This window comes from Streptomyces sp. NPDC044064 (assembly GCF_056434245.1).
Genome location: NZ_JBWKFN010000005.1, coordinates 85,837 through 106,005 on the forward strand (window position 1 = coordinate 85,837; position 20,169 = coordinate 106,005).

Sequence of the window (20,169 nt, forward strand, 5' to 3'; positions counted from 1 at the left end):
TCACCGACGGACACCGGGGCGTCACCGCAGGTAAACCAGTGTCAACAGTGTGTAAGACCTCGGTGAACCGGCCGCACCCGATGTGCGCATCCCCCGGAGCCGCGAGTAATGTCCTCACCTGCACAGACACATATCGCTTCCCTCGACATCGGAGGACCCGTTGTCCCGCTTCGCGCTCATCAAGGCAGTGCTCGGACCGATCATGCGCCTGATGTTCCGCCCACAGGTGGAGGGCGCGGAGCACATCCCGGGGGACGGGCCGGTCATCCTGGCCGGCAATCACCTGACCTTCATCGACTCGCTGGTGCTGCCGATCGTCACCAAGCGGCAGGTGTACTTCATCGGCAAGGACGAGTACGTCACCGGCAAGACCCTCAAGGGCCGGCTGATGGCGTGGTTCTTCACCGGCGTCGGCATGATCCCGGTCGACCGGGACGGGGCCAACGGTGGCGTCGCCGCGCTGATGACCGGGCGGCGGATCCTGGAGGAGGGGAAGGTCTTCGGGATCTACCCCGAGGGGACGCGGTCGCCCGACGGCCGGCTCTACCGGGGGCGCACCGGTATCGCGCGACTGACGCTGATGACCGGTGCGCCGGTGGTTCCGTTCGCGATGATCGGCACGGACAAGCTGCAGCCGGGCGGGGCGGGGATGCCGCGGCCCGGGAAGGTCACCGTTCGCTTCGGCGAGGCGATGGAGTTCTCGCGGTACGAAGGAATGGACCGGGACCGGTACGTGCTGCGGGCCGTGACCGACTCCGTGATGGCCGAGGTCATGCGGCTCTCCGGGCAGGAGTACGTGGACATGTACGCCACGAAGGCCAAGGCCGCGTAGCGCCGCCGGCGGTTCGGCCGGTTTTCAACTGCGGGTGCGGGGGCTGGTCGCGCCCACGCGGCGGAGCCGCATGTCGACACAGCCCCGCGCCCCTGAGCTGCTCGGCTCACCCGGCACTTTCCAGTTGCTGCCCCTTCAGCAGGAACCACGCCGCCACCGCCGTTGCCAGCAGGACCGCTGCTCCTGCGGCCGACGCGATCTGCAGGCCCTGGACGAAAGAGCTGCTCGCCGCGTCCAGGAGGGACTCCGCCGTGTGCGCAGGCATGGCCGTCGAGGCCTCCACCGCCGCTCCCAGTGACTCATGGGCCGCTGCCGGGGTTCCGGCCGGGCCCGTGAAGTCGCGGTAGACACCGGTCACGATCGAGCCGAGCAGGGCGATGCCGAGGGCAGCGCCCAGTTCGTACGCCGTCTCGGAGACCGCGGAGGCGGCGCCCGCCTGGTCCTTGGGCACACTGGAGAGGATCACGTCGGCCGTCACCGTGAAGGAGAAGCCGGCGCCGATGCCGACGACCAGGAGCGCGACGCCGAGGACCGGGTAGCCCGTCGACCGGCCCACGGTCGTGAGGACGGCGAGGGCGATGCCCACGGCGGCCAGACCGCCCGAGACCACGGCCCGTACCGAGAAGCGGCGGGCCGCGCGGCCCGCGATCAGGCCGGCCGCCACCGCGCCGACGGCGGCGGGCAGTTCGGCCAGGCCCGCCTCGAAGGGGCTCCTGCCCTGGACCAGTTGCAGGAACTGGGAGAGGAAGAAGACCAGGCCGGACATGCCCAGCACGGTCAGCAGGTCGGCGAGGACCGCGCCGCTGAAGCCACGGCGCCGGAACAGGCGCATGTCCAGCAGCGGGGCCGGCATGGTGAGCTGGCGGCGCACGAAGCCGTAGAGCGCCGACGCGCCCAGCAGGGCCGCGGCGAGCGTGGGCCAGGTGAAGCCGTGGGTGGCGGCCTCCTTGACCGCGTACACCAGGCCGATCATGCCGACCAGCGACAGGACGACGCTGATCAGGTCCCAGGGGCCGGGGTCCGGGTTGCGGGACTCGGGCAGCGTACGGATGCCGACCAGCACCAGGACCGCCATCACCGGCAGGTTGATCAGGAAGACCGAGCCCCACCAGAAGTGCTCGAGGAGGAAGCCGCCGGCGATGGGGCCCACGGCCGTGCCGGCGGAGGCGGTGGCGCCCCAGATGCCGACCGCGAGGCTGCGCTCGCGCGGGTCGTGGAAAAGGTTGCGGATCAGGGCGAGGGTGGCAGGCATCAGGGTCGCGCCGGCGACGCCGAGCAGGGCCCGCGCCAGGATCAGGAGTTCGGGGGTGGTCGCGTACGCGTTCAGGACGGATATCGCGCCGAACGCAGTGGCGCCGGTCAGCAGGATGCGCTTGCGGCCGATGCGGTCGCCGAAGCTGCCCATGGAGACCAGCAGACCGGCGATGACGAAGGAGTAGACGTCGCCGATCCACAGGAGCTGGGTGCCGGAGGGGTTGAGGTCTTCGCTGATGTACGGGGTCGCGAGGCCGAGGACGGTGGCGTCGACGGCCACCAGCAGCACGGCCAGGACGAGGACGGAGAGCGCGAGCCAGCGGCCCGGGCGCCTCTCCACCTCCGCCCCACGTTCCCCCAAGCTCTCGACTTCGCTCGAGCAGGGGGGACCCCCATGCTGCAGGGTGCTGGTCATGATTCCTCTCTTCGTAGTGCGCCGCCGAGCAGCAGCTCGACGATCATGTGGGTGAAGTCCTTGGGGGCGACGCGGCCTTCCGAGACCGCCCAGGCACCGGAGGCCAGCAGGCCGTACAGCGCCTCGGTGAGCCAGACCGGAGTGAGGTCGATACGGAACTCGCCGCTCTCCTGGCCGCGCCGGAACAGGGCCGTGACGCGCTCGTCGATGCGGGCCCAGCCCTGGTTCTGCTCCTCGCCCTCGAACAGCTGGTTCTCGGTGTAGAGGAAGGCGAGCAGGCCGGCCGAGGGTTCGAACGCGCGAACCAGACGGTGCACGGCCTCGCCCGCGGAACCCTCCTCCAGGCGGGCCGTGTCCAGCGCCGCCTCGCACTCCGCGATGCCGAGCGCCTCCAGCGCCCGTACGAGCGCGTCGCGCCCGGCGAAGTGGCGGTGCAGCGTGGCCCGGCTGATCCCGGCGGCCTTGGCGACCTCGTCCATGGTCGCCGTGGACTTGCGGGTCAGCAGGGCGGCTGCGCTGCGCAGCACGTGGTCACGATCCAGGGCCATGAGACAACCATAGCCCATGTGAGACATCTTTGTCTCATTGTAGGCATGTGTGACTCATAGCTGCTGGTCAGCAGGGGTGATCGGTCAGTGCCAGGGCAGCTGTCCGCGCCGCTCCCAGTAGGTGCCCGGTTCCTCCACCAGGGTGGCGAGGCGGGTCAGCTGGTCGACGTCCAGGTCCACGACGGGCGCGTGGAGGTTGGAGGCGAGCTGGGTGACGGTCGCGGCGCCGGAGAGCACGACCCCCGCCCAGGGCTGGCGCAGGATCAGGGCGAGGGCGACGGCGTCGCAGCCGAGGTCGGTCTCCTCGGCCACGGTCTTCAGCGCGTCCGGGGCATTCTGCGCGGCGAGGCGGCCGTTGGCCATGCCCTCCTTGATGATCACGGTCAGTCCGGCCTCGTGCGCCTCGGCGAGCGCGGGTCCGGCCGAGGTCTCGAGGGCGTTGTACGTCGACTGGACGGTACGGAAGAGGGGCTCGCCGTCGACCCGCACGGCGAGGGCGGCGCGGATCGCGTCCGCCTGGGCCGGACCGCTGGTGGAGAAGCCGATGGTCAGGCCCCCGGCCGCGGCCTCGGCGAGTTCGGCGTGGAGTTCCTTGTCGGTGAGGGCCGGACTGTCCGGGGTCACCGAGTGGATCTGGTAGAGGTCGAGCCGGTCGCCGAGCAGCGCTTCGGACTCGGCGCGCTGGCGCTCGTACGTCGCCAGGCTGTGGTCCTTCACCTCGTGCTGCGTGGCATCGGTGGACCAGCCGGCGGTGTAGGTGTAGCCCCATTTGCTGCCGATGACCACGTCGTCGATGTCCGGGCGGGCGTTCAGCCAGTCGGCGAGGAACTCCTCGGAACGGCCGTAGGAGCGGGCGACGTCGAAGTAGCGCACGCCCTGGGCGTAGGCGGCGTCGAGCAGGTCATGGGTGCGGTCGCGCAGGGCGTCGACGCTACGGACCGGCGGGAGGTCCTCCTCGCGGCCCAGGTTGATGTAGCCGGGGCGGCCGACGGCGGCGAGACCGAGCCCGATGTGGCAGGTCGGCGTCGTGGCGGTCGCGAGACGGGCGAAGGGCATCGCGGGCTCCGTTCGGTCGGCTCCGTGGAGCCTGTGTCATGTCCCGCGCCTGGCCGGGGACATGACACAGGCTCCTATGGCTCAGGACCAACGTAACCCGCCGCGTGCGGGCGGACACGACGGTCAGCCGGCCGAGTCGACCGGTCTGCTGTCGTCCAGCGCGTGCCGTACGTACGTCACGTAGCGCGCGAACAGTTCGGGCTGGCCCGTCCGGGCGATGTCGACCACGGGCGAGTCGGCTCGCCGTACCCCCGCCAGGTAGTGCGCGGTACGGCAGCGGCCCGACGCGGAGTCGGGGTCGACCAGGGACACGTAGCAGCTGGGCAGGTGCCGGGTGAACCGTACGGTCATCTGCCCGGCATGCCCCTCTGCGGTGAAGTCCCGCGCCACTCCGGCCAGTTGACGGGCGGACTCCGCCGCCCGGCCCGGCAGTCCGGGGTCGCCGATGCTGCGGGCGTACTCGATGGTCAGCGCCGACTCCGGGTCGGCGATCAGAAAGGTGATCCGCACACCCCGGCTCAGCAGCCGGCGGACGGGGTCGGTGAAGTCGCGCTCGGGGCGGGAGACGAACAGGCTGGTCAGGCTGCGCAGGGCGACACCGACCTCGATGATCTCCGTCTGTGCCCCGGCCAGGAACGCGGCCTTCTCCGTGGGCGCGAGCCGTCCGTGGGCGTGGACGGTCAGGCCGCGGCCGCCGTCACCGGTGGCCAGTCGCCGGTCGATGACCCCGCCCAGCTCCTGGAGGAACGTCTCCCGCTCGGCATCTCTGAGGAACAGGTCGTAGTAGAAGGGGACGGCGACACCGGCAGCCGCGAACAGGGCGAGTTCGTTGAGGACGGACCAGCCGAAGCCGTCGCGGCCGTTGGACAGCAGGGCCAGGCTCAGGCCCGCGAGCAGGACGCACAGTGCGAGGGCGGCGCGGAATCTGCTCAGCAGCCGCCGGCCTCCCGGCGCGTTGTTCTCCATGGCTCCCCCCGCCTCCCTGTCTGCCCGGGGAGGCGGGGGTTCACGCGCCAGGGGTCGTCACTTCTTGGCGTCCGCCCAGACGTGCTGCGCCGCCACGTCCGCCTTGACCTCGGTGAGCTGGACCGCGACCGCGCTGGGGGCCGTACCGCCGCGGCCGTTGCGGGAGGCGAGGGCGCCCGGGACGTTGAGGACGGTGCGGACCTCGGGGGTCAGATGGGCGGAGATCTTCGCGAACTGCTCGTCGGTCAGCTCGTCCAGCTCCTTGCCGTCGGCCTCCGCGACCTTCACGCACTCCCCCGCGACCTCGTGGGCCACGCGGAAGGGCACACCCTGCTTGACCAGCCACTCGGCGATGTCGGTGGCGAGCGAGAAGCCGGCCGGGGCCAGCTCCTCCATGCGCTCGCGGTTGACGGTCAGCGTGGCGATCATGCCGGTGAAGGCGGGGAGCAGGACCTCCAGCTGGTCACAGGAGTCGAAGACCGGCTCCTTGTCCTCCTGGAGGTCGCGGTTGTAGGCGAGGGGCAGTGCCTTGAGCGTGGCCATGAGGCCGGTCAGGTTGCCGATGAGACGGCCGGACTTGCCGCGCGCCAGCTCGGCGATGTCCGGGTTCTTCTTCTGCGGCATGATCGACGAGCCCGTCGAGAACGCGTCGTGCAGGGTCACGAAGGAGAACTCCTTCGTGTTCCAGATGATGATCTCCTCGGAGATCCGGGAGAGGTTCACGCCGATCATCGCGGTGATGAAGGCGAACTCGGCGACGAAGTCACGCGAGGCCGTGCCGTCGATGGAGTTGCCGACGCTGCCGTGCTCGAAACCGAGGTCCTCGGCGACCGCCTCCGGGTCCAGGCCCAGGGAGGAACCGGCCAGGGCGCCGGAGCCGTAGGGCGACACGGCCGTCCGCTCGTCCCACTGGCGCAGCCGCTCGGCGTCCCGGGACAGGGACTGGACGTGGGCCAGCACATGGTGGGCGAAGAGCACCGGCTGGGCGTGCTGGAGGTGGGTGCGGCCGGGCATGGCCACGTCCGGGTGGGCCTCGGCGAGGCCGATCAGCGCGTCCTGGAGGTCGGCGATCAGGCCGCCGATGATCCGGGCGTGGTCCCGCAGGTACATCCGGAAGAGGGTCGCCACCTGGTCGTTCCTCGACCGGCCGGCCCGCAGCTTGCCGCCGAGGTCCGGGCCGAGCCGCTCCAGCAGGCCGCGCTCCAGGGCCGTGTGGACGTCCTCGTCGGCGATCGTGCCCACGAAGGAGCCGTTCGCGACGTCCGCCTCCAGCCGGCCGAGTCCGGCGAGCATGCGGGTCAGCTCGTCCTCGGAGAGCAGCCCCGCCTTGTGCAGCACACGCGCGTGGGCGCGTGAACCCGCGATGTCGTAGGGCGCGAGCCGCCAGTCGAAGTGGACGGACGCGGACAGCTTCGCCAGGGCCTCGGCGGGACCGTCGGCGAAACGGCCGCCCCAGAGCCGTACGTCACCGCTGTTGCTGCTCACTTGCTCTGCTCCTAGAGAAGGTGTGGATGTCCGAACCGTACTCAGGCCAGGCCGTCGTCAGGCTCCGCCTGCGAGATCACGCCGTGCCGCGATCTTCGACGACAGGCTGTAGATGTCGATGAAGCCCTTCGCCGCCGACTGGTCGAAGGTGTCGCCGGTGTCGTAGGTGGCGAGGTTGAAGTCGTACAGGGACGAGTCCGAGCGCCGGCCGGTGACGACCGCGCGGCCGCCGTGCAGGGTCATCCGGATGTCACCGGTGACGTACTGGTTGGCCTCGTCGATGAAGCCCTCCAGGGCCCGCTTGAGCGGCGAGAACCACTGGCCGTCGTAGACCAGCTCGCCCCAGCGCTGTTCGACCTGCCGCTTGTAGCGGGCCAGCTCGCGTTCGACGGTGACGTTCTCCAGCTCCTGGTGGGCGGTGATCAGGGCGATCGCGCCGGGAGCCTCGTAGACCTCGCGGGACTTGATGCCGACGAGGCGGTCCTCGACCATGTCGATCCGGCCGATGCCCTGGGCGCCGGCCCGCTCGTTGAGCTGCTGGATGGCCTGCAGGACGGTGACCGGCTTGCCGTCGAGGGCCACGGGGACGCCCTGCTCGAAGGTGATGATCACCTCGTCGGCGTCGCGGGCCACGGCCGGGTTCTGCGTGTACTCGTAGATGTCCTCGATCGGGGCGTTCCAGATGTCCTCCAGGAAGCCCGTCTCGACCGCGCGCCCGAAGACGTTCTGGTCGATGGAGTACGGCGACTTCTTGGTGGTGGCGATCGGGAGCTGCTTCTCCTCGCAGAAAGCGATCGCCTTGTCCCGGGTCATCGCGTAGTCGCGGACCGGGGCGATGCACTTCAGGTCCGGGGCGAGGGCGACGATGCCGGCCTCGAAGCGGACCTGGTCGTTGCCCTTGCCGGTGCAGCCGTGGGCGACCGTGGTGGCGCCGTGCTTCTGGGCGGCGGCGACGAGGTGCTTGACGATCGTCGGCCGGGAGAGTGCGGAGACCAGCGGGTAGCGGTCCATGTAGAGGGCGTTGGCCTTGATCGCCGGGAGGCAGTACTGCTCGGCGAACTCGTCCCTGGCGTCCGCGACCTCGGCCTCGACAGCACCGCAGGCGAGTGCGCGCTTGCGGATGACGTCCAGGTCCTCGCCGCCCTGGCCGACGTCCACGGCGACGGCGATGACCTCGGCGCCCGTCTCCTCGGCGATCCAGCCGATGGCGACGGAGGTGTCCAGACCGCCCGAATAGGCGAGTACGACGCGCTCGGTCACGGGTTTCTCCTCACACTGCACTTGCTGACATGCATGAGTATGCAGACCTCTGCATGATTCGTCAATTCTCGGGCCGCTTGAACGATGGCAACCGCTTTCTCGTACTTCCCACCGAACGCCGGCGCCGCGTTGATCACAACCCACTCCTGACCCAAGTGAGGCAGTCGCATGTCCAGGGCACTTCCGAAGTACAGCAAGCGTCGTGTGGCGATCGTCGGAGGCGCTGCCGCCGTGGCGCTCTCCGGCGCGGTGATCGCCGGTTCCGCCCTCGCCGGGGAGCCGGCCAGGAGCGGCACCACCCAGGCCGCGCGCACCCTGGCGGACCCCGGCACCATCACCTGCCCCGACGTGAAGTCGAAGCTGCCCGCGGTTCCGGCCTCCGCCCAGGCCGAGGTCGACCGCAACCTGGCCCTGCTCCGGACCCAGATCCAGGAGGCCAACACGCGACTGAAGAACACCGTGGGCCAGGGCGGGCCGAACTTCGTCAACAACGCGATCCTCGGCCCCCTCGAGGACAAGCGCGTCTCCACCATCGACCGCATCGCCATCTCCATCGGCCGCAAGGGCACCAGACCGACGGGGCTGGACGCGCTGGCGCCCTGCACCCTCAGCGCGGGCGGGGCCACGGGCGGTGGCGCGAACGCGGGCGGCGGCCGGGCGTCCGCCTCCGCGGCCCCGGGCAACGCGGCCGGGCAGCAGGCGGGCGGCGGTGCCGCGGCGGGCGGGAGCACCGCTGCGGGCACGATCACCTGCCCGGACGTGGCCTCCAGGCTGCCGGCCGTCCCGGCTTCCGCGAAGGCCGAGGTCGACCGCAACCTGGCCCTGCTCCAGACCCAGATCCAGGAGGCCAACACGCGACTGAAGAACACCGTGGGCCAGGGCGGGCCGAACTTCGTCAACAACGCGATCCTCGGCCCCCTCAAGGACAAGCGCGTCTCCACCATCGACCGCATCGCCATCTCCATCGGCCGCACCTCGGCCAAGCCGGCCGGCCTGGACTCGCTGGCCGCCTGCACGCTCACCAAGTGAGGTGACAGGCAGCCGCGGCCGCCCCGTTGGACAGCGTCGGCCGGGGCGGCCGCGGTGGATCCGGGCGAGCGGATCCGGGCGAGCGGATCCGGCAATTCATTAGACAGGCGAACGACTTGCGCCGATAATCGCTGGACATGGGAAAGAGCTACGAGCGCATAGACGGAAGGCTCCGGACGTTCATCGAGGAGCAGCCAATCTTCTTCACGGCGACCGCGCCACTCTCCGGCGACGGCACGGTCAACCTCTCCCCCAAGGGCCTCAAGGGCTCGTTCGTGGTGCTGGACGAACTCACTCTGGCGTATCTCGACTTCGCCGGGTCCAACGCCGAGACCATCGCGCACCTGCGGGAGAACGGGCGCATCACCCTCATGTGGTGCGCCTTCCAGGGCCCGCCGAACATCGTGCGGGTGCACGGCCGGGGCGAGGCGGTCTTCCGGGACGACCCTCGCTTCAAGGACCTGGTCGCCCGCTTCCCGGACATCGACCCGAGCCTGCACGGCCTGCGCGCGGTCGTCGTCGTCCACGCCGACGTGGTGCGGGACAGCTGCGGATACGCCGTCCCCCACATGGCCTACGAGGAGGACCGCGATCTGCACGCCAAGCGGTTCGCCCGCGAGAACGACGACTCGCTGAGTGCCTACTTCACCAAGAAGGAGTACATCGCGACAAGCCTGGACGGGCTGCCCGGACTGCCCTTGCCGCTCCCGCCGTCTACCGTCTGAGCCATGCGCCCCGGAGTCGTCGTCGCCCTCGTGTCCGCGTCCGTCTGCGTGCTCGGCCTCGCGCCCGGGCCGGCGCCGGCGCCGTTGCCCTCGCAGATGACGGACACCGGGGGCGGCACCCAGTTGATCACCGCTCAGGCGGCGGACACCGCCGCGACGTCCGGCACGGTCACGTGGTGGGACCTGCGGGACGGCCAGTGGGTCCAGGCCGGGTCCGCGCCCGCGCGGTTCGGGGCGAAGGGCCTGGTGGAGGGTCAGTCGCGGACGCAGGGGACGAACACCACGCCGACGGGGCTGTACCGCATTCCGTTCGCCTTCGGCATCAAGGCGGCGCCGAGCGGGACGCGGGCCGAGTACCGGGCGGTGAAGGACAGTTCCTGGTGGTGCGAGGACGTCGACTCCACCGAGTACAACCGCTGGGTGGACCCGCTCCCGGCCGACTGCCGCGCCTCGGAGTCCGAGCAGCTGAGCTCCTACGGGACGCAGTACGCGTACGGGCTGGTCATCGGGTTCAACTACGACGAACCGGTGCGGGGGCGGGGCGCCGGGATCTTTCTGCACGTCAACGGTAAGGCGGCCACCGCCGGTTGCGTGTCCGTGCCCGAGGACGCCATGCAGCGGATCCTGGAGTGGGCGGACCCCGGCAGGAAGCCGCACGTCGCGATCGGCACCACGGACGGCGCCACGGCCATCACCCGTTACTGACCCCCGCCCAGGGGCAGCCGTACCGTGAACGTCGTCGCCCCCGGCCCGCTCTCCAGCCCGACGCTCCCCCCGTGCGCCTCCACCACCGCCGCCACGATCGACAGGCCGAGGCCGGCACCGCCGCCGGGTGCGTCCTGGCGGCGGCGGTGTTCCGCGCGGGTGAAGCGTTCGAAGACGCCCGGATGGACCTCCCCGGGAACACCGGGGCCGTCGTCGTGGACCGAGAGGCGGGCCGAACCGTCCTCGGTGTCCAGGGTCACCGTCACCTCGGTGCCGACGGGTGTGTGCACGCGCGCGTTGGCCAACAGGTTGGCCAACACCTGTTGGAGGCGGTGGGTGTCGCCCGTGACCGTGACCGGTTCCTCCGGAAGGTCCAGGGTCCAGCGGTGGTCGGGGCCCGCGGCCCGGGCGTCCGTCACCGCGTCCAGGACCAGGTGGGTCAGGTCGACCGGGCGGCGCTCCAGCGGGCGGCCCGCGTCGAGCCGGGCCAGCAGGAGCAGGTCGTCGACCATCTCGCCCATGCGGGAGGACTCGGCGGCGATGCGCTCCAGGGCGCGGGTCACCTCCGGTGGGACCGGCCCCGGGTGCAGCAGGGCCAGCTCGGCGTGGCCGCGGACCGAGGCGACCGGGGTGCGCAGCTCGTGGCTGGCGTCGGCGGCGAAGCGGCGCAGCCGCTCCTCGCTGGCGTGGCGTTTGGTCAGGGCGTCCTCGACATGGCCCAGCATGCGGTTGAAGGCGGCCGCGACCCGGCCGACCTCGCTGCGGGAGTCGGGTTCCGGGGCGCGCGCCGGCAGGGCCACCTCGCCGCTGGCCAGCGGCAGCTCGCTGACCCGGGTGGCGGTCGCAGCGACCCTGCTGAGCGGGCGCAGCGACCAGCGGACCCAGAAGGCCCCGGTCACGCCGGCCGCCACCAGGGCGAGACCGAAGACGATGCCGGCCACCGCTTCGAGACGGTGGACGGCGGCCTGGACGGGCTCCAGCGGAAGGCCGACGACCAGCACGTCCCCGTCCCGGCCCGGCTTGGCGACGATCCGGTAGTCGTCCAGGGCGGAAAGTTCGACGGTGTGGGGCCTGCCGTCGGCCGGTACGGCGGCCAGGGCCTTCCGGTCCCCGGCGGTGAGGTCCACGCCCAGGTCCGCGGACGGGTCGCCGGAGCGGATGAGGCCCTTGTTGGTGACCTCGCCGTTCAGCAGGCGGGCGCCGAAGGTGCCGGTGGCCAGGCGGCGGGTGTCGCCCTGCTCGTCGCCGTCGTGATCGTCGGGCACCCGGCCGCCCTGCCCCGGGCGGTCGTGCTCCAGGCTCTCCGGGAACCGGGTGCCGGCCTGGGTGAGCTGCTCGTCAAGACGCTGGGTGAGGAAGCCGTTCAGCTCGACGACCGCGGCGAGTCCCACGGCCGCGCAGCTCACGGCGAGCAGGATCACCAGGGCGAAGGTGAGCCGGGCGCGCAGCGTGCGGGGCCGGGGCAGGCGTCGTACGGGCCTCACCGGGGCACCGGCTTCAGGACGTAGCCCGCGCCGCGGACCGTGTGGATCATGGGTTCACGGCCCGCGTCCACCTTCTTGCGCAGGTAGGAGATGTACAGCTCGACCACATGGGCCCGGCCGCCGAAGTCGTACGACCACACCCGGTCGAGGATCTGCGCCTTGCTCAGCACCCGGCGCGGGTTGCGCATCAGGAAGCGGAGGAGTTCGAACTCGGTCGGCGAGAGTTCGATCAGCTCGCCGTTCCGGGTCACCTCGCGGGCCTCCTCGTCCATGACCAGGTCGCCCACGGCCAGCCGCGGCCCCTCCTCCAGCTGGCGGGCCATGCCGGCGCGGCGCAGCAGTCCGCGCAGCCGGGCGACGACCTCCTCCAGGCTGAAGGGCTTGGTGACGTAGTCGTCGCCGCCCGCCGTGATGCCGGCGATACGGTCCTCGACCGCGTCCCGGGCGGTGAGGAAGAGCACACAGACGTCCGCCTTCACCTCGCGCAGGCGGCGCAGCACGGCGAAGCCGTCGGTGTCCGGGAGCATCACGTCCAGCACGACGGCGTCGGGCAGCAGCTCGCGCGCGGCGGTGACCGCCGAGGCGCCGTCGCCGGCCGCGCGCACCTCCCAGCCCTCGTAGCGCAGGGCGCCGGTGAGCACCTCTGCGAGGTCGGGGTCGTCGTCGACGACGAGGACGCGCAGCGGGGTGCCGTCGGGTCGGGTGAGGGCGGGGCGGCCGGAGCGGGTGGTGTTCATCGCGTCAACCAGCATCTCTCGTGCGCGGGGCGGCCGGCCGCCGGGGCAGCTCTGAGTTTCCTCTGAGTCGGCTCGGTACGGCGCCCGCTCAGAGGTCCCTCAGAGCTTCGGACCGCACAGTGGCCCGGCACGACGGACGAAGGGACGACCATTCATGACCACCGTGGACGCGGGGCGGGCGGCCCCGCCCCTGCCCCTGACCGCACGGCGCTCCCTCGCGGGGCCCGTGCTGGCCGTGCTGTGGGCGGGAGCGGCGGCCGTGGTCGCGCTGTGGTGGGCGGACACGGACGCCGTGGTCGGTGCGGCGGGCCGGCTGACCGGGGCCGGGCGGATCGCCGGGCTGCTGTGCGGGTACGCCTGCGCGGTGCTGGTCGGGCTGATGGCCCGGGTGCCGCTGCTGGAGGTGCGGATCGGCTCCGACCGGGTGGCCCGCTGGCACGCGATGGCCGGCCGGTACACCGTGTGCCTGCTCGTCGCGCACATCGTGCTGATCCTGGCCGGGTACGCCGCCCAGGACCGCGCCTCGCTCTGGCACGAGGCGGTCACCGTCGTGCTGGACTACCCGGAGATGCTCAAGGCCACCGCCGGCACGGTGATCCTCTTCGCGGTCGGCGTCACCTCGGTGCGCGCAGCGCGCCGCCGCACGAGCCACGAGTTCTGGTACTACGTCCACCTCCTCACCTACGCGGCCGTCTTCCTCGCCTTCGGGCACCAGCTGGCGCTGGGTGAGGAGTTCAACGGCAAGCCCCTCGCCACGGCCTTCTGGTACGCGCTGTACCTCGGGGTGGCGGCCCTGGTGCTGTGGTTCCGGGTCCTCGCCCCGGTCCGGCTCAACCGGCGGCACCGGCTGCGGGTGGAGTCGGTGCACCGGGAGGCGCCGGGCGTGTACTCGGTCGTCGTGCACGGGCGGCGCCTGGACGAGCTGGGCGCGCGGCCGGGTCAGTTCTTCCGCTGGCGGTTCCTCGCCGAGGGTATGAGCTGGACGTCGACGCCGTACTCGCTGTCGGCGCCGCCCCGCCCGGACCGGATGCGGATCACGGTGAAGGCGCTCGGCGACCACAGCGCGGCCGTCGCGCTGCTGCGGCCGGGCACCCGGGTGTGGGCGGAGGGCCCGTACGGCTCGCTGACCGCCGACCGGGCCACGGGGCAGCGGTCCCTGCTGATCGCGGCCGGGGTCGGCATCACCCCGCTGCGGGCCCTGTTCGAGACGCTGCCCGGCGAGGTCACCCTGCTCTACCGGGCGCGCGGTGCCGAGGACCTGGCGCTGGGCGGCGAGCTGGAGGCGATCGCCCGCCGGCGGGGCGCGCGGGTGCTGTACGCGCTCAACGGGCCGCGCGGAGAACGGCCGAGCATCACGGCACAGTCGCTGCAGGCGACGTTCCCCGGGCCGGCGGGCCTCGACGTGTACATCTGCGGCCCGCACGGCTTCGCCCAGGACGTGTACGGCGCGCTGCGGGCGGCCGGGGTCGCGGACCGTCGTATCCACCACGAGTCGTTCGAACTGTGAGAGCTGTGAGGCCCGCGTGCACGCGTTGAAGAAGAACCGTCCCCTCCGCCGCATCGTGCTGGCGAGTGCCGCCACCGTCTCCGCAATGGTGCTGCTGCTGTCGCTGAAGCCGCACACGAGCCCCACGCTGGCGACGGCAGACACCAAGTCACCCGCCACGTCGAGCAGTTCGAGCCCGACGGCCGGTTCAAGGCCGGGGACCAGGAGCGTCACCGGGGACACCGTCCAGACCCGGTGGGGCCCGGTGCAGGTGCGGGTCACGATCGAGAGCGGCAGGCTCACGGACGTGACGGCGGTCAGCTATCCGCAGGACAACCCGCGCGACCAGGAGATCAACGGCTACGCCCTGCCGCAGCTGCGGCGCGAGGCGCTGGCCGCCCAGAGCGCGCAGATCGACACGGTCTCGGGAGCCACGTACACCAGCGAGGGTTACCGCCAGTCACTCCAGTCCGCCCTCGACTCCGCGAGCCGCTGAACACTCAGCGCATGCGGCACGTATCTGTGGGCCAAGGGTCAAGTCCCCACGGAGGAACCGTGACCACCACGCTCGCAGGCGGACGTGCCGCCCGCCGCCAGACGATGCGCCGCATCCGCCCGCGCCGCTCACCGGCCGTCCCGCTGCTGCTCGCGGTCTGGGCCGGTGCGGTGGCCGTGCTGTGGCTCTGGTGGCACAACACACCGTCCATCGCCGACGACAACAGCAAAATCCTGAACGCGGGCCGCATCACCGGCCTGCTGGCCGGCTACCTGATGGCGCTGGTCGTACTGCAGATGGCGCGCGTACCGGCGCTGGAACGGCGCGTCGGCTCCGACCGGGTGGCCCGCTGGCACGCGATGAGCGGCCGGTACACGCTCTGTCTGATCGTCGCGCACGTCTTCCTCACCATGTGGGGGTACGCGCTCCAGGCCGGCAAGTCGCTCGGCGACATCGTCCAGCAGACCATCGACTCCATCGACCAGCTGCCGGACATGGGCAAGGCCGCCATCGGCATGGGCCTGTTCGTGGTCATCGGCCTGACGTCGATCGGCCCGGTCCGGCGCCGGCTGCCGTACGACACCTGGTACCACGTCCACCTGCTGACGTACGCGGCCGTGTTCCTGACGTTCTGGCACCAGATCACCACCGGCAACGACTTCGCGGTCGAGCCGACCGCCAAGACCTTCTGGTACGTGCTCTACGGCACTGTCACCGCGCTGGTGCTCTGGTACCGGATCCTCACCCCGATCCGGCTGAACCTCCGTCACCGCATGCGTGTGGAAGCGGTCATCGAGGAGAGCCCGGGCATCGTGTCCGTGCTGATCGGCGGCCGGAAGCTGCACCGGATGGGCGCGGAGGCGGGCCAGTTCTTCCGCTGGCGGTTCCTCGCTCCCGGGATGCGGTTCAGCTCGCACCCGTACTCGCTGTCGGCGGCGCCCCGCCCCGAGACGCTGCGGATCACGGTGAAGGCGATCGGCGACCACAGCGCGGGGCTGCGCGAACTGACGCCCGGCACCCGGGTGTGGGCGGAGGGTCCGTACGGCGCGCTCACCGCCCAGCGGCGCAGCAAGGGCAAGGTGCTGCTGGTCGCGGGCGGGGTCGGCATCACGCCGATGCGGGCGCTGTTCGAGACGCTGCCCGGCGCGGCCGGTGACATCACCCTGCTCTACCGGGCCAACACCACCCAGGACCTGGCCCTGTGGGACGAGCTGGCCGCGATCGCCGAGGAGCGCGGCGCCCGGCTGATGTACGCGGTCAACAGCCCCGAGGGCGAGCGGCCGGACATCTCGGCAGAGAACCTCCAGCGGAAGATCCCGGACATCGATCACCACGATGTCTTCATGTGCGGCCCGCCCGGGTTCGCGCAGTCGGTGTACGAGGCACTGCGCGGCGCGGGAGTCCCCGCGCGTCGTATCCACCACGAGTCGTTCGAGATGTGAGCGGGAGCTGCGAAGCGATGAGGAAGAGCCACCCCATTCGGCGCGTCGTGCTGGCCACCGCCGCCACCGTGTCCGGAGTCGTGCTGCTGCTGTCGCTGAAGCCCGCCTCGGATCCGGCGGCCGCTTCGGCGGCGGGCGCGGCGCCCCAGCAGACGGCGGCGGGGCAGGAGTCACCGCAGGGCGGGGCGCAGGCCGCCGGGACCGGCACGGTGACCGGAGACGTGGCGCAGACCCAGTACGGGGCCGTGCAGGTACGGCTGACCGTCGCGGGCGGCAAGATCACCAAGGCGGAGGCGGTGCAGGCGCCCAAGGGCGGGCTCAGCGACCAGAAGACCGAGCTCTCCGTGCCCAAGCTCAACCAGGAGGCCGTGGTGGCGCAGAGTGCGCAGATCGACGCGGTGTCCGGGGCGACGTACACGAGCACGGGGTACAAGAAGTCGCTGCAGTCGGCGCTGGACAAGATGAAGGCGTCCTCGGGGGCCTCGTCCGGCTCGTCCTCCGGGTCTTCGTCGGGCTCGTCCTCCGGGTCTTCGTCCGGCTCGTCCTCCGGGTCGGGCTCGGCGCAGGCCCGTACCGTCACCGGCAAGGCCGTGCAGACCCAGTACGGCACGGTCCAGGTCCGGGTCACGGTCAGCAACGGGAAGATCACCAAGGCGGACGCGGTCCAGGCCCCGAAGGGCGGGCTCAGCGACCAGAAGACCGCCCTCGCCGTGCCCAAGCTCAACCAGGAGGCCGTGGCGGCCGGGACCGCGAACATCGACTCGGTCTCCGGGGCCACCTACACCAGCACCGGCTACAAGCAGTCACTGCAGTCGGCGCTCGACCAGGCCGGTGGCTGACGCGGTGGCCGAGCCGGCTGAAGCTCCCGCCGCGGTGCGTCACGCGGAGGAGGTCATGGGGACCGTCTTCTCCTTCGACGTCCGCGGCGGGGAATCCGGTGCGGTGCGGCAGGCCCTGGACGAGGCGGTCGCGGGCCTGCACCGGGCCGACGCGCTCTTCTCCACCTACCGCGAGGACAGCGAGGTGTCGCGCCTTGCCCGGGGCGAGCTGACCGTGGCGCAGTGCGCTCCCGAGGTGGCCGAGGTGCTGGAGCTGGCGGCCGAGGCGGAGCGGGTGAGCGACGGGTGGTTCAGCACCCGGTACCGCGGTTCGCTGGATCCGACCGGGATCGTCAAGGGCTGGTCGGCGGAGCGGGCGGCGCGGCTGCTGGCGGCGGTGGACGGGGTGTGCGGGGTCAGTGTGAACGGCGGCGGTGACGTCCAGATGCTGGGCGCGCCGGAGCCGCAGCGGCCGTGGCGGGTCGGGGTGTCGGATCCGCTCCGCCCCAGTGGGCTGGCGGCGGTGATCTCGGCGGCCGGGGTGGACGAGCTGTCGGTGGCGACGTCCGGCACGGCGGAACGGGGCGACCACATCGTGGATCCGCGTACCGGCAGGTCGGCGGTGACGGACCTGGTCGCGGTGACCGTGGTGGGGCCCCGGCTGACGTGGGTGGACTGCTGGGCCACGGCGGCGTTCGCGATGGGGTCGCGGGCGGGCCTGGCATGGCTCGAGTCGCTGCCGGACGTGGAGGCGTTGCTGATCACGGCGGGTGACGAGGTGCGGTGCACCGGGGGTCTGGCGGCGCGACTCGGCTGAGCATCGGCCCCGTGAGTAAGGTTTTTTTGACGTTTCTACCAATTTGCCCCCATAACGCCATCCAACTTCTGCGTTGGGACGTATCCCCTGTGGGGCAAGTTTCAGGAGGAACGCATATGGCCATCTTCAGCAGTCTCATGCCGGCAAAGCGTCACGACCATGGCGGCGACTCGTCGGGCCACGGCTTTTCGGGGCACGGCGACCGTCACGGCCACGGCGACCACGGCGACCGTCACGGCCACGGTGACCACGGAGATCACGGAGATCACGGCGACCACGGCGGTCACGGAGGCCACGGCGGCTACTGATCGCACACAGAGGCTGAGCGGACCGGACCCGGGAGGACCCGGTCCGCTTCACCGGTCCCCGAGGAATCCTTGCCATGGCGCGTGTCCTGCGACGGCTGCTCTCGGTGGGCGAGACGTCCGACGCCGTGGTGGCGGCCGCGCCCGCGGTGCCCCCGCGTGAGGTGTTCCGGCGGTTCTGGCCGTACACCCGCGGTGGCCGGCGCTGGCTCGTGCCCATCGTGTTCTTCAGCCTGGTCGGCCCCGCCGTCGACGCCGGGGAGATCTGGCTCTTCAAGATCGTCGTGGACGACGTCCTCGTCCCCCGTGATCTCCGGCCGCTCCTGTGGATCGCACCGACCTATCTGGGACTCATCGTCGGCTCCGGGCTGCTCGCCTACGCCGATGACCTGACGTCCACGTGGGTCGGCGAACGCTTCCTGCTCACGCTTCGCTCCGATGTCTTCCGGCACGTCCAAGGGCTGTCGCTCGGATTCTTCGAGCGCCGGCGGCTCGGGGACGTGCTCTCGCGTGTCACGGGCGACGTCGACGCGGTCGAGACGTTCCTGCTCTCCGGTGTCGCGGACGCCCTCTACTACACGATCAGCCTGGGTGTGTTCCTCGGCCTGCTGCTCTACCTGCAGTGGGATCTCACCCTCCTCGCCCTCGTCATCGTGCCGCTGTTCTGGGGCACGGCCCGGCACTTCTCCAAGCTGATCAAGGCGGCGTCGCGGGAGCGCAGGCGCCGTAGCGGCTCGATCAGCGCGATCGCCGAGGAGTCGCTGGGCAATGTCGCGCTGGTGCAGGCGTACAACCGCCAGGACTGGGAGGAGCAGCGGTTCGAGCGGGAGAACATCGGCAGGTTCCGGGCGGCGATGGTCTCGGCACGTATCCGCGGCGCGTACGGGCCCCTCGTCGACGTCATCGAGGTGGCCGGCGGGCTCGCGGTCATGGGTCTGGGCACCTGGAAGCTGGCCCAGGGCCAGCTCACGCTGGGCGGGCTGCTGGTCTTCCTGGCGCTGATCGGCAAGCTCTACGGCCCGGTCCGCAGCCTGTCCCGCCTCGGCACCACCTTCTACGCGGCGTCCGCCTCCGCGGAACGGATCATCGAGTTGCTGGACCAGCGGCCGCAGGTGACCGAGGCCGCGGGCGCCCGGCGGATCGGCCGGGCCCACGGTGACCTGGAGTTCGACGGCGTCTGGTTCCGCTATCCGGGCGTCCCGTCCTGGGCGCTGACGGACGTGTCCTTCCATGTGGCGCCGGGCGAGACGCTCGCGCTGGTCGGGGCCAGCGGGGCGGGCAAGTCCACGGTCGCGAAACTGCAGTTGCGCTTCTACGACCCCGACCGGGGAGCGGTCCGGCTCGACGGGACCGATCTGCGCTCGCTGCGCCTGGCCGACGTACGGGAGAGCGTCGCGGTAGTGCTGCAGGAGACACTCGTCTTCCACGGCACCGTGCGGGAGAACATCGCCTACGGACGGCCGGAGGCGACGGAGGCGGACATCGTGGCGGCGGCGCGCGCCGCGGACGCCCACGACTTCGTCGAGGCACTCCCGGACGGCTACGACACACTCGTCGGCCAGCGCGGCCGGACGCTCTCCGGCGGACAGCGCCAGCGTCTGGCGATCGCCCGCGCGATGATCAGGGACGCACCCGTGCTGCTGCTGGACGAGCCGACCACGGGACTCGACGTCCCCTCCGGCCGGCGGATCATGGACCCGCTGCGCCGGCTCATGGCCGGACGGACGACCGTCGTCATCTCCCACAATCTGCTGACCGTCCGCGACGCCACGCACATCGTGGTGCTGGACGGCGGCCGGGTGGTCGAGCACGGCACCCACGACGACCTGCTGCGGCGCGGCGGCAGGTACGCCCGGCTCCACCGGCTGCACGCGCCGGAGAGGAGCGTCCTGTCGTGAGCGACTGCGCCCCGCCCGCCCGCGCACCGGGCGCGAGACCGGCCCCGGGCTACGAGGTCCTGGCGCACCTGACGCGCACCGGCTGGCTCGACGTCTACGACGCCTGGAGCGAGGAGCGGGCCTGCCGTTGCGTGATCAAGACGGTACGTCCCGACCGGCTGGGCGAGGAGCGGCTGTGGGCGCGGCTGCTGCGGGAGGGCCGGTGGCTGCTGGCGTTCAGCCATCCCCACCTGGTGCGTGCCTACGAGACCTTCGAGTCGCCCGAGCCGCTGGTCGTCCTGGAGACACTGACCGGTGAGACGCTGTCCCACCTGATCGGCCGGCTGCGGGGGGGGGGGGGGGGGGGGGGGGGGGGGGGGGTGGGGGTGGGGGTGGGGGGGGGGGGGGCCGCCCCCTCCGGACCGGGCCCAC

General features: G+C 71.6%; 20 protein-coding genes (1 of these 20 only partly in view). 11 read left to right on the forward strand and 9 right to left on the reverse strand.

Annotated features, from left to right (window positions below; all coding sequences use genetic code 11):
* Nucleotides 1-160 precede the first annotated feature (160 nt).
* Nucleotides 161-832 carry a lysophospholipid acyltransferase family protein gene (locus AC07DS_RS10165; protein WP_145881243.1) on the forward strand — a complete coding sequence of 224 codons (672 nt, stop codon included), beginning with the start codon at nucleotides 161-163 and terminating at the stop codon, nucleotides 830-832.
* Between the two features lie 106 nt (nucleotides 833-938).
* On the opposite strand, the gene AC07DS_RS10170 is transcribed toward AC07DS_RS10165, so the two are convergent.
* The 6 genes from AC07DS_RS10170 to AC07DS_RS10195 all read right to left on the reverse strand — a co-directional run bounded on the left by AC07DS_RS10170 (nucleotide 939) and on the right by AC07DS_RS10195 (nucleotide 7,816).
* Nucleotides 939-2,501 (reverse strand): MFS transporter, encoded by a 1,563-nt coding sequence (locus AC07DS_RS10170; protein ID WP_479144001.1) that lies wholly within the window; start codon nucleotides 2,499-2,501, stop codon nucleotides 939-941.
* On the reverse strand, nucleotides 2,498-3,049 hold the full coding sequence (locus AC07DS_RS10175; RefSeq protein ID WP_479144002.1) for a TetR/AcrR family transcriptional regulator: 552 nt from the start codon (nucleotides 3,047-3,049) through the stop codon (nucleotides 2,498-2,500). Before AC07DS_RS10175 ends, AC07DS_RS10170 begins: the two co-directional genes overlap by 4 nt.
* A gap of 84 nt (nucleotides 3,050-3,133) precedes the next feature.
* On the reverse strand, nucleotides 3,134-4,105 hold the full coding sequence (locus AC07DS_RS10180) for an aldo/keto reductase (RefSeq protein WP_479144003.1): 972 nt from the start codon (nucleotides 4,103-4,105) through the stop codon (nucleotides 3,134-3,136).
* Nucleotides 4,106-4,228: 123 nt separating this feature from the next.
* Nucleotides 4,229-5,071: a hypothetical protein gene (locus AC07DS_RS10185; RefSeq protein ID WP_479144004.1), complete on the reverse strand. Its 843-nt coding sequence runs from the start codon at nucleotides 5,069-5,071 to the stop codon at nucleotides 4,229-4,231.
* A gap of 57 nt (nucleotides 5,072-5,128) precedes the next feature.
* A complete protein-coding gene (argH, locus tag AC07DS_RS10190) occupies nucleotides 5,129-6,556 on the reverse strand; it encodes an argininosuccinate lyase (RefSeq protein ID WP_145881252.1) in 1,428 nt (475 codons plus the stop codon).
* A 57-nt stretch (nucleotides 6,557-6,613) separates the two neighbouring features.
* Nucleotides 6,614-7,816 carry an argininosuccinate synthase gene (locus tag AC07DS_RS10195; RefSeq protein ID WP_479144005.1) on the reverse strand — a complete coding sequence of 401 codons (1,203 nt, stop codon included), beginning with the start codon at nucleotides 7,814-7,816 and terminating at the stop codon, nucleotides 6,614-6,616.
* Nucleotides 7,817-7,984: 168 nt separating this feature from the next.
* Between AC07DS_RS10195 and AC07DS_RS10200 the strand changes: the two genes are divergently transcribed.
* The 3 genes from AC07DS_RS10200 to AC07DS_RS10210 all read left to right on the forward strand — a co-directional run bounded on the left by AC07DS_RS10200 (nucleotide 7,985) and on the right by AC07DS_RS10210 (nucleotide 10,275).
* Entirely contained in the window at nucleotides 7,985-8,845 is an 861-nt protein-coding gene (locus AC07DS_RS10200; protein ID WP_479144006.1) for a hypothetical protein, read from the forward strand.
* A gap of 137 nt (nucleotides 8,846-8,982) precedes the next feature.
* The gene (locus AC07DS_RS10205) at nucleotides 8,983-9,570 is read left to right on the forward strand and encodes a pyridoxamine 5'-phosphate oxidase family protein (protein WP_479144007.1); all 588 of its coding nucleotides are present in this window, start codon (nucleotides 8,983-8,985) and stop codon (nucleotides 9,568-9,570) included.
* Between the two features lie 3 nt (nucleotides 9,571-9,573).
* Nucleotides 9,574-10,275 carry a L,D-transpeptidase family protein gene (locus tag AC07DS_RS10210; protein ID WP_479144008.1) on the forward strand — a complete coding sequence of 234 codons (702 nt, stop codon included), beginning with the start codon at nucleotides 9,574-9,576 and terminating at the stop codon, nucleotides 10,273-10,275.
* Here AC07DS_RS10210 and AC07DS_RS10215 read toward each other — a convergent pair.
* Nucleotides 10,269-11,759, reverse strand: a complete 1,491-nt coding sequence (locus tag AC07DS_RS10215; protein ID WP_479144009.1) for a sensor histidine kinase — start codon at nucleotides 11,757-11,759, stop codon at nucleotides 10,269-10,271. The genes AC07DS_RS10210 and AC07DS_RS10215 overlap by 7 nt on opposite strands.
* On the reverse strand, nucleotides 11,756-12,496 hold the full coding sequence (locus AC07DS_RS10220) for a response regulator transcription factor (RefSeq protein ID WP_479144010.1): 741 nt from the start codon (nucleotides 12,494-12,496) through the stop codon (nucleotides 11,756-11,758). Before AC07DS_RS10220 ends, AC07DS_RS10215 begins: the two co-directional genes overlap by 4 nt.
* Nucleotides 12,497-12,650: 154 nt before the next feature.
* Here AC07DS_RS10220 and AC07DS_RS10225 point away from each other — a divergent pair, with 154 nt between their 5' ends.
* The 5 genes from AC07DS_RS10225 to AC07DS_RS10245 are packed head-to-tail and all read left to right on the forward strand — an operon-like array spanning nucleotide 12,651 to nucleotide 17,555.
* Entirely contained in the window at nucleotides 12,651-14,003 is a 1,353-nt protein-coding gene (locus AC07DS_RS10225) for a ferredoxin reductase family protein (RefSeq protein WP_479144011.1), read from the forward strand.
* 16 nt (nucleotides 14,004-14,019) lie between these two features.
* Entirely contained in the window at nucleotides 14,020-14,478 is a 459-nt protein-coding gene (locus tag AC07DS_RS10230) for an FMN-binding protein (RefSeq protein ID WP_479144012.1), read from the forward strand.
* A 59-nt stretch (nucleotides 14,479-14,537) separates the two neighbouring features.
* Nucleotides 14,538-15,920 (forward strand): ferredoxin reductase family protein, encoded by a 1,383-nt coding sequence (locus AC07DS_RS10235; RefSeq protein ID WP_479144013.1) that lies wholly within the window; start codon nucleotides 14,538-14,540, stop codon nucleotides 15,918-15,920.
* A 17-nt stretch (nucleotides 15,921-15,937) separates the two neighbouring features.
* Nucleotides 15,938-16,759: an FMN-binding protein gene (locus AC07DS_RS10240; protein ID WP_479144014.1), complete on the forward strand. Its 822-nt coding sequence runs from the start codon at nucleotides 15,938-15,940 to the stop codon at nucleotides 16,757-16,759.
* A 55-nt stretch (nucleotides 16,760-16,814) separates the two neighbouring features.
* A complete protein-coding gene (locus AC07DS_RS10245) occupies nucleotides 16,815-17,555 on the forward strand; it encodes an FAD:protein FMN transferase (protein WP_479144015.1) in 741 nt (246 codons plus the stop codon).
* A 101-nt stretch (nucleotides 17,556-17,656) separates the two neighbouring features.
* On the opposite strand, the gene AC07DS_RS10250 is transcribed toward AC07DS_RS10245, so the two are convergent.
* A complete protein-coding gene (locus AC07DS_RS10250) occupies nucleotides 17,657-17,842 on the reverse strand; it encodes a hypothetical protein (RefSeq protein WP_479144016.1) in 186 nt (61 codons plus the stop codon).
* Between the two features lie 95 nt (nucleotides 17,843-17,937).
* Here AC07DS_RS10250 and AC07DS_RS10255 point away from each other — a divergent pair, with 95 nt between their 5' ends.
* Nucleotides 17,938-19,758, forward strand: a complete 1,821-nt coding sequence (locus AC07DS_RS10255) for an ABC transporter ATP-binding protein (protein ID WP_479144017.1) — start codon at nucleotides 17,938-17,940, stop codon at nucleotides 19,756-19,758.
* Nucleotides 19,755-20,169, forward strand: the 5' portion of a protein-coding gene (locus AC07DS_RS10260; RefSeq protein WP_479144018.1) for a serine/threonine-protein kinase. The gene runs 605 nt beyond the window's last position; only the first 415 of its 1,020 coding nucleotides appear in the window; the start codon lies at nucleotides 19,755-19,757; its stop codon lies beyond the right edge, outside the window. Before AC07DS_RS10255 ends, AC07DS_RS10260 begins: the two co-directional genes overlap by 4 nt.

Excerpts from the sequence above, each read along its gene's own strand:
- AC07DS_RS10240 (WP_479144014.1), top strand. The coding sequence starts at position 15,938 with ATGAGGAAGAGCCACCCCATTCGGCGCGTCGTGCTGGCCACCGCCGCC.
- AC07DS_RS10175 (WP_479144002.1), bottom strand. The coding sequence starts at position 3,049 with ATGGCCCTGGATCGTGACCACGTGCTGCGCAGCGCAGCCGCCCTGCTG.
- AC07DS_RS10185 (WP_479144004.1), bottom strand. The coding sequence starts at position 5,071 with ATGGAGAACAACGCGCCGGGAGGCCGGCGGCTGCTGAGCAGATTCCGC.
- AC07DS_RS10255 (WP_479144017.1), top strand. The coding sequence starts at position 17,938 with ATGGCGCGTGTCCTGCGACGGCTGCTCTCGGTGGGCGAGACGTCCGAC.
- AC07DS_RS10205 (WP_479144007.1), top strand. The coding sequence starts at position 8,983 with ATGGGAAAGAGCTACGAGCGCATAGACGGAAGGCTCCGGACGTTCATC.
- AC07DS_RS10225 (WP_479144011.1), top strand. The coding sequence starts at position 12,651 with ATGACCACCGTGGACGCGGGGCGGGCGGCCCCGCCCCTGCCCCTGACC.
- AC07DS_RS10220 (WP_479144010.1), bottom strand. The coding sequence starts at position 12,496 with ATGAACACCACCCGCTCCGGCCGCCCCGCCCTCACCCGACCCGACGGC.
- AC07DS_RS10170 (WP_479144001.1), bottom strand. The coding sequence starts at position 2,501 with ATGACCAGCACCCTGCAGCATGGGGGTCCCCCCTGCTCGAGCGAAGTC.
- AC07DS_RS10180 (WP_479144003.1), bottom strand. The coding sequence starts at position 4,105 with ATGCCCTTCGCCCGTCTCGCGACCGCCACGACGCCGACCTGCCACATC.
- AC07DS_RS10210 (WP_479144008.1), top strand. The coding sequence starts at position 9,574 with ATGCGCCCCGGAGTCGTCGTCGCCCTCGTGTCCGCGTCCGTCTGCGTG.
- AC07DS_RS10245 (WP_479144015.1), top strand. The coding sequence starts at position 16,815 with ATGGGGACCGTCTTCTCCTTCGACGTCCGCGGCGGGGAATCCGGTGCG.
- AC07DS_RS10200 (WP_479144006.1), top strand. The coding sequence starts at position 7,985 with ATGTCCAGGGCACTTCCGAAGTACAGCAAGCGTCGTGTGGCGATCGTC.